This window comes from Bacillus sp. AY3-1, assembly GCF_008368785.1.
Lineage (GTDB): Bacteria > Bacillota > Bacilli > Bacillales > Bacillaceae_G > Bacillus_A > Bacillus_A wiedmannii.
The window spans coordinates 119,511-133,059 of the sequence record NZ_QORZ01000011.1 but is presented as its reverse complement, the minus strand read 5'-3'; the positions used below and the strand labels follow the sequence as shown (position 1 = coordinate 133,059).

The following is a 13,549-nucleotide window of genomic DNA, read 5'->3' as shown; positions in this document are numbered from 1 at the left end:
TTCTTCGCCTGGTTTTTCTGGACCTTTTTCTTGTTCTTTTTCATTTGTAATTTCAAGATTTTTAACTTCTACTTTTTCATTAGAAATCTTAAATTTAATTTCCTTATCAGATAATTTATATCCTTCTGGTGCATGAACTTCTTTTAAAATGTAATCTCCAGGTTCTAACTTCTTAGAAATTGCTTTACCATTCTTATTTGTTGTTAATGTGTCTATTTTTGTTCCATCTTTCCAAATTTCAAACACTGCGCCAGCTAATGTTTTACCTGTATCATTAGCATCTACTTTTGTAATTTCTAATTGACCTGTAATTTCTTCTTTCACTTTTTCATTCAATACTTCTCGTTTCGCTACTTCATTTGCTACAACGTTTACTTCTACTGTAACTTCTATCGCTTTGTAGCCTTCTGGCGCTTTCGTTTCTTCTAACGTATACTTACCTGGCACTAAGTTTTCGAATTTCACAATGCCGTCTTTATTCGTTGTTTTCGCCTCTCCAACTAGTTGACCATTTTCGTTCTTCAGTCTAAATTCTGCGCCTTCTAGAACTTTTCCACTCTCTGCATCCTTTTTGATTACTTGTAAGCTTCCTAGTTCTTTTGCGTTTTCTACTTGTACTTGTACTACTTTGTTTGCTTCCACAACGACTTCAATTTCTTCTTTTAATAATGTATATCCTTGTGGCGCTTTTGTTTCTTTTAATGTGTATGTTCCTGGCTCTAATTTCTTAGAGGTTACTTTACCTGTTTTATCTGTTCGTAACGTCTCTACTTTTTTACCATCTTTGTACACTTCAAATTCTGCATCTGATAATAATTTCGCTTTATCTTCTGCATCCACTTTTACGATTTCAAATTGACCTGTTACTTTTTCATTCATAACTTCTTGTTTTACTACTTCATTTGCTACTACGTTTACTTCTACTGTTACTTCTACTGCTTTGTAGCCTTCTGGCGCTTTCGTTTCTTCTAACGTATACTTACCTGGCACTAAGTTTTCGAATTTCACAATGCCGTCTTTATTCGTTGTTTTCGCCTCTCCAACTAGTTGACCATTTTCGTTCTTCAGTCTAAATTCTGCACCTTCTAGAACTTTTCCACTCTCTGCATCCTTTTTGATTACTTGTAAGCTTCCTAGTTCTTTTGCGTTTTCTACTTGTACTTGTACTACTTTGTTTGCTTCCACAACGACTTCAATTTCTTCTTTTAATAACTTATATCCTTGTGGTGCTTTCGTTTCTTTTAATGTGTATGTTCCTGGCTCTAATTTCTGAGAGATTACTTTACCTGTTTTATCTGTTCGTAACGTCTCTACTTTTTTACCATCTTTGTACACTTCAAATTCTGCGTCTGATAATACTTTCGCTTTATCGTTTGCATCTACTTTTACGATTTCGAATTGACCTGTAGCTTTTTCAACAATTTTTTTATTCAACACATCTACAGTCACTGTATTATTAGCAGCTACATCAACATGAACTAAACTAGATGATAGTTCGTAACCTTTTGGTGCTTCAACTTCTTTTAATGTATATGTTCCAACTGGAAGTTGTTTTGATAAAGCTTCACCTTTACCATCTGTAATAATTGTTTCGACAACGTTCCCATCTTTATCTATAACATCAAATTTTGCACCTGGTAAAAGTTGACCAGATTCACTATCTTTTTTCAATAATTTAAATTGACCATTTTCTACTTTTTTCGTATTCTTCATAACAAATTCAATTATGTTTGTATTATCAATTGTTACTTTTACTGGTGTATCAACTTTTATATATCCCTCTGGTGCACTAATTTCTTTTACAAAATAATCACCAAATGGTAAATCTTTAACTTCCGCAATACCCTTTTCGTTTGTTGTAACAGTAGCCACAACATTATTATCTTTGTCTATAACATCAAATTTTGCGTCTTTTAAAACAATGTTTTCATCGTTTTCATCAACTTTTTTAATTTGTAAATTTCCTTTTTCAGCTGCTGGCTTTTTCCACTTTTGCCAGTTAAATTTAAAATTATGAACCTCAAATCCATCTCTTTGGTGTAATCCACCAACATAGGCTTGTCCGTTAATAGATCCACCCTTTGTATCTACAACTGCATTAGGTGCAAATACACTTCCTACTACACCATATCCTTTAGTTGTTATCTTTTTAGCATTAGGGAACACCCAAATGACTTTACTAGCTAACTCAGTAAAGAAGGAATTAGGGTCATATGCTTGAGAGGTATTAACTAATGTGAACCCGCCCTTATCTGTCGTATCATACAGGATTGCACCGCCACCAAAATTAACTTCTTCTGCATCTGAATGAATAACAATAAAATCTTTGTTACTTACATTTGGAAGATAAACATCCTTTACATTGAATGGTTCTTGCCCTTCTAATCCTGAAGAGACATAGATATTAGGATTATTTACATCTTCACCGATCCCAAAGGTCATACCCGATTTTGGTTTATCAGTATGTAATTGGCCCGCATCCTCAATTACACTATCAACGTCTTTTCTAAACTCTTTAAATTTAGCATCAATCTCGGCTTGCTCTTTATATGAGATACGGTCATATGATGATTTCATTGCACCTTCTGGATCACCATCTTTTGTCATCGCCACTGTTCCATCTTGAATAATTACTTGTCCTGTTCCCGCTTTCGTAAATTGACCACCTAGTAATAATGATGGATATCCTTCCTCTACCCATGTTGCTCCAGCTAAGTTATGTGCTCCTGTTGCAGCCGCTAGGACTGTATAACTTGATGCATTCATATTTTTTTGAACAGCCATCGCACCCTCAATATCCGCACTCGTTGCACTATGATCTCCAAAAATGATTGCATTGTAATAAGATACATCACCTAAACCTTTTAACTCTGTTGTAGCTGCCTCCGCTTTATACGGTAAATGGATTAAAAAATTCATACATACTAGTAACACAACTATAAAACTACTACTTAATTTTTTTATTTTTTGATTAAATGATTTCCTCAAGAAATTCATTCCCCCTTTTAAACTTCCTAAAACCAAACAAAAAAGCATCTTTCATATGTACCAAGCCTTACTCACAATAACTTAAAATCATCCATTTAAATAAAAACAAGAAACTCTACAACTGCTTAATAAAATTACTACAATTCATTTTTGAAATAATATGTAAACGAAACTAACATGCGGAAGTATTTTTTGCATACGGAGCTCAATAACATTAACCTGGAGAATATTTCATATGGTGTAACTATTTTGGCAACATCACTCACTCTACAATATTTTCCCAGAGTATTCAAGTGAATTGTATAGATTTCATAAACAATTCATAATCTAAAACGTTTTCATTCTTTTTAATACGTTCAACAAAAAAACGTAGCCAAAAAGCTACGTTTTTCTTTCATCGTTTCGGTGTATTTTTATGATTCTTCAAAAATGGAAGCGGAAATTGCTTACGGAAATGTTCTTTAATCATATACTCTACACCGTTCTCACTATTTGAACGTGTAATCCAGTCAGCTGCTTGTTTTAGCTCTACAGGTGCATTTCCCATTGCTACTCCGAGCCCTACATTTTCAATTATTTCTAGATCTTCTAAACTATCTCCAATCGCAACCATTTCGTTTAGCGAAATATTTAAATGCTCTCCAAGCAATTGTAATCCGCGTAATTTTGATACATTTTGCGGCAAGATTTCTATTCGTTTTGAATCACACTCAACATACTCTATATCTTGGAATGCTTTTCGTAATGTATTTAGCCCTCGTTCTTTTTCACCTTTACTTTGGAAAACCACATCAATTTTCGGAGCCGCTACTGGATGATCACGAAGCGCATCACCTAATGAGTCTACAAATTGAACTGGATAAAATAACGGATCTGCACTCGATAATACAGTACGCGCAATTAAGTTTGGTGTATTCCTCTCCCGATTTCCGATTGAAAACCGTTCATGAGAAATGCGGACGTTACAATCAAAGTGCTCTAATACTTGCACGATGTTAAACGTCTTCTCTTCAGATAATCTTTTTTGAACGTACGGCTTATCTAACGTTGCTGAAACGAAAGCACCACCGTGTGTCACTAATATAGAATCTAATTTTAACGCCTTTGCTACTTTATGAGCAGACTGAAAATTACGGCTCGTAAATAATGTAACGTATACGTCTTTTCTTTTCACAAATTCAATTGTTTCTCTTAATCCTTTTGCAATTTTTCCGTTGTTGTATAGTAGTGTCCCATCTATGTTAAGAGCTAGTAAGCGATAAATCATGTCGCACTCCCCCTCTTCGCTGTTGTACTCTATCCATAATTTATGAAATAAATGTAGCAAATAGAACGAGTTAGAATTACTACTGAAAATTTGGTTTACTATATACATATACACTCAGTAAAGGAGATAGTACAATGCAAGCACCACCTTCCTTTTATGAAGGCGATACGTTAGAAGTCGCAAAGAAATTACTCGGACAAAAACTTGTACATACTGTAGATGGAATAAAACGAAGCGGAATCATTGTAGAAGTAGAAGCATACAAAGGTCCCGATGATAAGGCCGCACATAGTTACGGCGGGAGACGAACAGATCGCACAGAAGTCATGTTTGGTGCACCAGGACATGCTTACGTATATTTGATTTACGGTATGTATCATTGTTTTAACGTCATTACAGCGCCAGTTGGCACCCCACAGGGTGTTCTCATTCGAGCCCTTGAGCCAGTAGATGGAATAGAAGAAATAAAACTAGCGCGCTACAACAAAACCGACATTACAAAAGCGCAGTATAAAAATTTAACGAACGGCCCTGGCAAACTATGCCGTGCCCTCGGAATTACTTTAGAAGAACGAGGTGTATCATTACAAAGTGATACATTACATATTGAACTCGTCCCAGAAGAAGAACACATATCATCACAATATAAAATAACAGCAGGACCTCGTATTAATATCGACTATGCAGAAGAAGCTGTGCATTATCCGTGGCGTTTTTATTATAAGAAGCACCCATTTGTTTCAAGGAAATAAACGATATCAACGATTTTCCGAATATATCTATCGTAACTTACAATATATCAACGATTTTTCAAATATATCTATCATAACTCAAAATATATCAAAGATTCGACAAGCAATATTAATAAAAGAAGACTGTTCCACAATGGAACAGTCTCTCCCTTTTACTCCGCGCCTTCCGCAGTCGCTATATTATCCTCTAAGTTTTCTCTCGATAATTCAGCTGCCATAAAATCAGCTGTTTCTGGAAGTGCTAAATGCATATGAGCTTTTTGACAAATTTGGATCGTACAGTTTTCAACAACATAGTCGAAAACATGTCCGCCTCCGCTTCTTTCATCATCAATATAATGCAAGTGGAAACCAGCTACACCAATACCTTGCGCGTAATCTGGTGTCCAAAATCCAGCAAGCGTACCTTCTGTATGTTTAAATGAAAAGATTGGTTGTGATTTCGTCACTTCAACGAGCGGTGTATACGGTTTTTCTTGTCTTGGAACAGTTCTCGTTCTTACTTCACGGAATGTACCGTCCATTCGAATCGCGTAAAATAAGTTTTTACTTGGCATTAATTCATGTAATAATGCCTCAATTTCTTCACGATTCATCGAGCGCTCTACTGTATAACTCATTTCTTTTTCAAAAAACGTTACAGTCGCAAACGGTGTTGTTTCTTCCGGTTCTACTTTTTCTGCTGAACCGTCTGAACGTAAATGATAAAACTCATTATCGAATGCAATCATTTCACCATCTAATTGATCAAATGTGCCGATGCCGAAATCACCACGTTCTTTCAATTCCTCAAAGCTAATTACACCATCATATATACCATCTAATAGCGCAAGCATTGTAGATGTTTGATATACTTCATTACTCATTTTCGTTCTTTTTGCATCAATATCAATGAATTGTGCAACAGTCATCTCAATCATGCCTCCATTAGTTTAATTGGTTTGGTAATAATTTTTCACTTAATTTAATGTTATCACGGTAATCAATTGGAACATCAATAATGACAGGACCATCTGCTGCTAGTGCTTCTTTTAATACACCTTCTAATTCATCAGGCGTGTTAACGCGAAGACCTTTTGCACCGAAGCTTTCTGCATATTTCACAAGATCGACATCGCCAAACTCTGTAGCTGATGTTCTACCGTATTTCATCATTTGTTGGAACGCAACCATATCATACGTACCGTCTCTCCATACAAGATGTACGATCGGTGCGTTTAAACGTACCGCTGTTTCTAATTCCATCGAAGAGAATAAGAAACCACCATCACCTGACACGGAAATAACTTTCTTGCCCGGTTCAACTAAAGTAGCAGCAATTGCCCAAGGAAGTGCAACACCTAACGTTTGCATACCGTTACTAAATAATAATCTACGTGGTTCATAAGAACGGAAACATCTTGCCATCCAAATAGAATGTGAACCGATGTCACATGTAACGGTTGTATCGTCACTAATTAAAGAACGAAGTGTACGAATCACTTGAAGCGGATGCGTAACACCTTCTGAAGCACGGTTTGGAACTTCTGCTTGTTCTGATAATTTCGCACGTAATCGTTCCAACACTGCTTCTGATTTCGTACTTAATACAAGTTTCGGTAATTTCTCCGCGATGCTATTTACTGTTAAAGCAATATCACCAATTAATTCACGCTCTGGTTGGTAATCATGGTCGATATCCGCTTGATGATCATCAAGATGAATGATCGTTCTGTCTCCAAGTTTATTCCAGAATTTCGGATCATACTCAATTGGGTCATAACCGATAGAAATAACAAGGTCTGCCTCTTCTAGTAAAATATCACCTGGTTGGTTACGGAATAATCCAACGCGGCCGAAGAAATGATCTTCTAACTCACGCGAAATTGCACCAGCTGCTTGATATGTTTCAACGACAGGAAGTTCTGTATCTGCAATTAATTCGCGAACGGCTCTCGTCACTTCATTTGTGCTCGCTCTCATACCGAGTAAAATAACTGGTAATTTCGCTGACTTTATTTTTTCTACTACATATGTAATTTCATGTGTGGGAGCGATTCCAAGCTGTGGCTTAGAAAGCGCACCGATAGACTCTACAGTCGTTTCCGCAGTCATAACGTCTTGCGGAAGACTTACTAAAGTAGCTCCTGGATTAGTGGAAGTCGCACTTCGGAATGCATTTGATAGTGCTTCTGGCACATTATCAGGATGTTCTACTTCTACGCTATATTTTGTGATTGGTTCGAATAGTGCAGCATTATCCATAGATTGATGCGTACGTTTTAATCGATCCGTACGTGGAACTGCACCAGCTAAAGCAACAACGGGATCACTCTCCGCATTCGCAGTAACAAGACCTGTCGCTAAATTCGATGTCCCTGGTCCTGAAGTTACAAGACATACGCCCGGTTTCCCTGTTAATCTACCAATAGCAGCTGCCATAAATGCTGCGTTTTGTTCATGACGACAAACAATTAACTCTGGTCCTCTTTCTTGCAGTACATCAAATACAGAGTCAATCTTCGCTCCTGGAATACCGAAAACATGTGTAACACCTTGTTTAATTAAACAATCAACAACAAGATCTGCTCCTTTTGTTTTTGTATTCACGTCGTTTGCTTTTACACCTGTACTCAAACTAATCATTCCTTTATTTCATAATGTGTGTAATAAAGATTTTTAATTTCACCTAGTTAATTAATGTGGTGAAGTATTATTTATCATTATATTACAAATGCATTATTTTTCCAACAATATGAATTTAACATTATTTTGACAACCGCAAAGGAATGCGCTTACAACCCTTTATTTATCCTAAAATAATATTTTTAAAACTTCTCTAAAAATGTACAAAAAACTTCCATCTTGTCACAGTATTAAAAACATAACAGTACCTTGCAAAGAACACTAGTAAATGATATATTTGTAAATATTGGAATACCCATTAATTGGAACACACTTTGTAATTCGTATCCCCCTTTCAAAATATAGCATTCTCAACTTTAATCCATCATTCTATAAAGGAAAGTGATTGTTATGAAGAAAAATGAATTTTTGGAACAACTTAATTCTTCCCTGCGGAATATGCCTAATGCAGAAAAGAAAGATATTCTTTCAGAGTACGAAACTCATTTTATCAGTGGTAAACAAGATGGGAAATGTGAAGAAGAAATTTCTAGAAAACTAGGAAACCCTAAAACGATCGCTAAAGAACTTAATGTTTCCTATGCAATAAGCAATGCTGACAAGAAACGAAGCTTCAAAAATATGATAACCGCACTATTTTCTGTTATGAGCTTAAATGTTTTAAACTTTACCTTTATCATTATCGCCTTTTTCGTACTACTCTTTTTATTACCGATTCTTCTAGCACTTATCATTGCTACTCCACTATTAATCATTTCACCTATTTTATTAATAGGGTTAGGATTTTTTAAAGGGTTTCATCAAATCAGTTATTCCGATGTTTACAATGTGTTCATCGCTTTTTGCAGCGGTTTACTCATATCCGTCATATGTTACCAAATGGTGAAACATCTATACGCAACTTTAGTAAAGTATTTGAAATGGAATATAGCTATTTTACAAAGATAATAATGAATATAAAAGGAGATTAAAATGAAGAATTATACTTTATATCTACTCATGTTACTTACAATTTTATTTCTATCAGCTTGTTCAAACAGTGCACAACATAAGGAAGAAAACGATGTACAATCTATTAAAGATGTAACGATAAAAATTCCAGAAACTATATTCACTTCCTCAAAAAAGAATGAAACGATTAACGAAGACGAAATGAAACAAAATATAAAAACGTATTTAAATTATAGCGGAGAGTTATACGAAAACATCGTTCCACTTTCGTCAGCCATGTCTGACGAGGAAGTCACGGAATCCGATCGGAAGAAATTAAAACAACTAGTAGATTTAGCGCAACAAAACGATGCGAATTTCCTTAATTTTATTAGTAACAATACGATTCCTGATGATTACAAACAGCCTTCGAAGGAAATTCATGATTACATTTCAGCGTCTACGGCACTTTCAGTGGAACTAGAGCAAGAATTAGATAAACTCGCGCAAGATGGTAACTTATTCAAAACTGATTTTTCTTTTACAAAACGCTTTGAGAAGGTTAATGGTAGAAAGCAAAAAGAAATTGAAACATTTTTGAAGGCGAAGAATATTGAAACGGAGTATTTCCACAAATAAAAAACAAAAAAGACGCCCCTATACAGGGGCGTCTTCCACTATTACGCTTGTTGTTGCGCGTTATATAATTCTTCAAGTGGCTTCATGATAATTTTGTTAACGTCAGTGATAACAAGGTTTAAACGTTGTTCAGTTTCCATTAACTTTGTGATTTTAGCATCTTGTTGAATGCGAGCTACAACTTCTTGTGCTTTTTGGTTATCTTCTTCAGTGATTTCTTGACCTTGCATCATTTTTTGTTGTAGGCCAAGTTGCATTGTGCGGAACTCATCGAATAAGTTCTTTGAATTTGCATCACCTTGTACTGCTGCGTAGCTTGCTTTTAATGTTTGGAAATCTTCGTTTTCAGCGATTGCTTTTTGTAATTCATATGCAACATCATGAATGTTTTTTGTCATTTTATTTTTCCTCCTTTAGAAGGCTAGCACTTGTCATGCGCACTGCCTTTTCAGTGCATTTACATACGCACCTCTTCTTACCATATCAAACTATGCAAGAGATGTGAAGAAATTTCACTTTTATTTCTATGTACTTATCTTTACTACATAAGGAACAACAGTAATAGCCCTTGCACGAGTCCAATCATTCCGCCTAATAAGGCACCTAAATACGTAATCATTTTCAGCTCATTTTTTGTAATGGACAGAACTAAATCTTCTAGTCTCTCTGTTGAAAATGTAGACACTTCTTGCTGGACAATTTCCGCAAGATGTAGATTATTTAATATACTTTCTACGTTTTCTGTCCCCCACTTTAAACCTTTCGTTACTGCACTTGGGACTACCTTTTCCATAATTGTTTCTCGAACTGGTGCACATAGTTGCTGAACAGATTGATTTAAAAATTTACTCACTGTTTCTTCAACTTTAACCGCTGACAATATGGAGCTTACAATCATTTCTTTTTCTACAAACGTTTCTACTTCTTTTACATCTCTTCCTTTTAACTTTTCCCACTCTTTTTGCAGTACGTCAGTTAAAAGTTGCTTTGTGCCATCTTGCCCTAAAAACTTAATAACTTCTGGCTGCACACGATCCACTACACTTACATTCCCTAAAAACATTCCGACTAAGTTAAGCAGCGTTCCCCTAGAAGCAAAGAAATCATCAATCATTTTTGAAAGACGTGCTTTTCCTTCTTCACTTTCAAAAAAACTAATTCCTCGCTCTAAAATAAATGCCGAGACATTTGGGATCGTATTCTCTATTTTTTCATGAACAGAATGAGGTAAAGCCTGTTCCCATGTATATGTATAATACTCTGCTAAAAATGCCTCTATTTTTTCTGTAATCACATGTTCGATTTTCCCGGTCGCTTCTTTTTCTACATACGCTACATTCCATTTTTCTAACATATGTCGTAACGACTGTTCATTCGTAATTACTTTATCCACTTCTACTTGTGTCCATTGAATTAAACCTTTTTGAAACTCTTCATTTGTTAGCTTCTTTCCGATTCCTTCTGGTGTTAACAAATGCTCGACAACCATTTTTCCTAATTGAACAGCAAGCTCATCGCGGCGCTTCGGAATTAACCCTGGTGTAAATGGAACTTGAAACTTCCCAATATAAATAGGACGATGAGGACGAAATAACATTTTTATCGCTAAATGATTTGTGAATCCCCCAATAATCGCTCCGAGCCCTGTCGTCGTTAACATACTTAACCATATATTCATTACAATCAACCTTTCGCTTCTCCAAAACTATAGCATATCATCATACGGACAAAAGTATAATGGTATAAAAACGTATTTGCAATATATAGCTATGCCTATTATGCCAACATTTTGTTAGTAAAGGAGTGATTTCGTTGGTTCTCGGTATTTTAACTTCTCACCCTCATTATGAGCAAATGTATTACACCGAAATCGCTAAACGCGCTCGGCTTTATCATAATGTCGTTGCCCAGTTTACGCCATTTGGTATTGATCCTAAAACAGACCTTGTCTCTGGTCTTATTTATGATACAGATACAGGAAAATGGAAAGAGCAAATATTCCCTATTCCTTCTTATATTTACGATCGTTCTTCTTTTAACGAGGAAACAGACTTCGACAAAGCAAAATCAATTATTCACTCATTACACAACCGTCCTACCACTACCTTTTTAAATAACACACTTATTGACTTAAGCGAACTACATGATTTATTTCTCACGAATAAAAAATTATCTCCTTATATACCAAAATTTGAAATAGCAACGATACAAAACATTTTCAAACTGTTATTAAAAACAAAAGATATTATTATACGGCCTACTAACACACATTCCAATGAAAGTCTGTACCGGATCACTTATAAAAGCAAAACGTTTCATATCGATACGATAAATGATGACTATCATACTTCTACTCCAATCAAACGGACAGATGAATTTATATCTTGGTACAAATCCAACATACGATCAGCACGTTACATCACCCATACAATGCTGCAACCACCAAATCAATTAACATACCCACTCCATATTCGAACCATTTTGCAAAAAAATAAAGAACAGAAGTGGACTGCTATCGGCCAATTTATACAAAAAAGCTCATTTCCGAATCAACTTTTACTTTCGGCAACTGAAGATGCTACACTGCATTCATTTTCAAAAATTAAATACGTACTATCTAGTACCGGTGTACAATTATTACAAGACGCTTTACATGACATTATAAATGAAGTGTTTCAAACATTAGATGAATCTTATTCTTCGTTATTCGAGCTAGAGCTTTCCACCATTATGGATCAAAAAGGGGCAATTTGGCTTATGTATGTCAACACGATTCCCCCGTATGAACATTACATTCGTCATAGTGATGCACTTGCCGAAAAAATATATCACGGACCACTAAAGTTTAGTCGCTTCACACCATAATGAAAGGAGGTAACACCATTTTGAAAGAGCACATATATACATTAAACATTTCAGATGAGAATCCAAATAGTATTACTTTACCTTACATTTTTTCCATTACACCACCCATTACATCCCTTTCCTTCGGCGTACGCCATGTTGCAAGTGAAGAGGTGAAAATTCATTATTCCTTTACTCGCGAAATCATTATTGGAAAACAAATTGCAGAGAAACTTTTACTTCCTCATTCCACTACCATTCATGCATTCACACAAAATGAAACCATTATTTTCGGACCATTAATCGGGATTTTTACAACTGGTTTTAACGATGACTCTTCTAATCCTTTAGGAAACCGTTCAACTTCTCTTGGCGAGTTACTAACGCCACCATTCACCTTGCGACCATTTGTATTCGTTTTTGGTGTGCAACATATAAACTGGGAAGACGAAACAATTGAAGGATATTTCTTTCAAGAGGAACAGTGGATAAAGAAAAAAGTCCCTTTACCGAATGTCATTTACGATCGATTACCAAATCGTAAAGCCGAAAATTATAAACCGATCGTAAGAGCAAAAAGAAAGTTAGAGCATGACTACTCCATTCCTTGGTTTAACCCAGGCTTTTTCAATAAATGGGAAGTGCATCAACTTCTTGTGAAAGATGAATCCATTATGCCTTTATTACCAAACACAGAAACATTTCAACACTTCGAACAAGTAGAACGATTTCTCGGTACGTATAAATCTGTTTACATGAAACCGATTCACGGCAGCTTCGGTAGAAATATTCATCAACTATTTTATTCTCAAACAGAGAATTGCTACTACTGTCGTTATCGCGAAAATGAAGAAAATAAACTAAGAAAGTACCAATCGTTAGAAACGCTTCTGAACCATGTGTTAAAAGGACATGATTTAAAAAAATTTATCGTACAACAAGGTATTTCCTTACTTCGCTTCGATGGGCAACCTGTTGATTTTCGCATTCATACAAATAAAAATCATTTCGGCCAATGGATGGTCAGTGCAATCGTTGCAAAAATTGCTGGCAAAGGTAGCTTAACAACGCATGTAAATAGCGGTGGCGATACAAAATTACTGCAAGAACTTTTTCCAGATTCAACGAAACAAGTTCAAATTGAAAATAAATTAAAACATACAGCCTTACAAATCAGTTACGCGCTCGATGAACAAGTAACCGGAAATATTGGAGAAATTGGTTTTGATATCGGTTTAGACACGCAGGAAAACCCGTGGCTCTTTGAAGCAAACTCTAAACCTGGGCGAACTGTATTCCAAGATGAAAAGTTAAAAGAACAAAGTGAACTGACGCGCCAATTATTTTACGAATATGCCATCTACTTAACTGAACATTCTTTGCGCGATGCAAAAGAAAAAATGTCTCAAATAAAATCCAGAACTCCATCAAACAACGAACATATCCCATCCCCTATGATTCACTCACAAATACAAAAACAAAAACTTCCACCTCATTCATAAGG

Annotated in this window: 11 protein-coding genes; 5 read left to right on the top strand and 6 right to left on the bottom strand. The window is 35.6% G+C overall.

Features of this window, described 5'->3' with window-relative positions; all coding sequences use genetic code 11:
* Both DN389_RS08015 and DN389_RS08010 read right to left on the bottom strand, forming a co-directional pair.
* A partial coding sequence (locus DN389_RS08015) for an MSCRAMM family protein (protein WP_149237008.1) occupies positions 1-2,997 on the bottom strand: 2,997 nt, incomplete at its 3' end.
* A 385-nt stretch (positions 2,998-3,382) separates the two neighbouring features.
* The gene (locus DN389_RS08010; protein ID WP_149237007.1) at positions 3,383-4,255 is read right to left on the bottom strand and encodes a Cof-type HAD-IIB family hydrolase; all 873 of its coding nucleotides are present in this window, start codon (positions 4,253-4,255) and stop codon (positions 3,383-3,385) included.
* 134 nt (positions 4,256-4,389) lie between these two features.
* On the opposite strand from DN389_RS08010, the gene DN389_RS08005 reads away from it, so the two are divergent.
* Positions 4,390-5,007: a DNA-3-methyladenine glycosylase gene (locus DN389_RS08005; protein ID WP_149237006.1), complete on the top strand. Its 618-nt coding sequence runs from the start codon at positions 4,390-4,392 to the stop codon at positions 5,005-5,007.
* 152 nt (positions 5,008-5,159) lie between these two features.
* Here DN389_RS08005 and alsD read toward each other — a convergent pair whose 3' ends face one another.
* Together alsD and alsS are read right to left on the bottom strand one after the other, a co-directional pair.
* Positions 5,160-5,918: an alpha-acetolactate decarboxylase gene (alsD, locus tag DN389_RS08000; protein ID WP_149237005.1), complete on the bottom strand. Its 759-nt coding sequence runs from the start codon at positions 5,916-5,918 to the stop codon at positions 5,160-5,162.
* Between the two features lie 16 nt (positions 5,919-5,934).
* Positions 5,935-7,623: an acetolactate synthase AlsS gene (gene alsS, locus DN389_RS07995; protein ID WP_149237004.1), complete on the bottom strand. Its 1,689-nt coding sequence runs from the start codon at positions 7,621-7,623 to the stop codon at positions 5,935-5,937.
* A gap of 399 nt (positions 7,624-8,022) precedes the next feature.
* On the opposite strand from alsS, the gene DN389_RS07990 reads away from it, so the two are divergent.
* A complete protein-coding gene (locus DN389_RS07990; protein ID WP_149237003.1) occupies positions 8,023-8,580 on the top strand; it encodes an HAAS signaling domain-containing protein in 558 nt (185 codons plus the stop codon).
* A 24-nt stretch (positions 8,581-8,604) separates the two neighbouring features.
* A complete protein-coding gene (locus DN389_RS07985; RefSeq protein ID WP_149237002.1) occupies positions 8,605-9,201 on the top strand; it encodes an NDxxF motif lipoprotein in 597 nt (198 codons plus the stop codon).
* A 41-nt stretch (positions 9,202-9,242) separates the two neighbouring features.
* Here DN389_RS07985 and DN389_RS07980 read toward each other — a convergent pair whose 3' ends face one another.
* The gene (locus tag DN389_RS07980) at positions 9,243-9,599 is read right to left on the bottom strand and encodes a YlbF/YmcA family competence regulator (protein WP_087985757.1); all 357 of its coding nucleotides are present in this window, start codon (positions 9,597-9,599) and stop codon (positions 9,243-9,245) included.
* A gap of 143 nt (positions 9,600-9,742) precedes the next feature.
* Positions 9,743-10,879 (bottom strand): DUF445 domain-containing protein, encoded by a 1,137-nt coding sequence (locus DN389_RS07975; RefSeq protein ID WP_142343545.1) that lies wholly within the window; start codon positions 10,877-10,879, stop codon positions 9,743-9,745.
* A 134-nt stretch (positions 10,880-11,013) separates the two neighbouring features.
* On the opposite strand from DN389_RS07975, the gene DN389_RS07970 reads away from it, so the two are divergent.
* Both DN389_RS07970 and DN389_RS07965 read left to right on the top strand, forming a co-directional pair.
* Positions 11,014-12,066, top strand: a complete 1,053-nt coding sequence (locus DN389_RS07970; RefSeq protein WP_088093055.1) for a YheC/YheD family protein — start codon at positions 11,014-11,016, stop codon at positions 12,064-12,066.
* Positions 12,067-12,086: 20 nt separating this feature from the next.
* Entirely contained in the window at positions 12,087-13,547 is a 1,461-nt protein-coding gene (locus DN389_RS07965; RefSeq protein ID WP_149237001.1) for a YheC/YheD family endospore coat-associated protein, read from the top strand.
* Positions 13,548-13,549 lie beyond the last annotated feature (2 nt).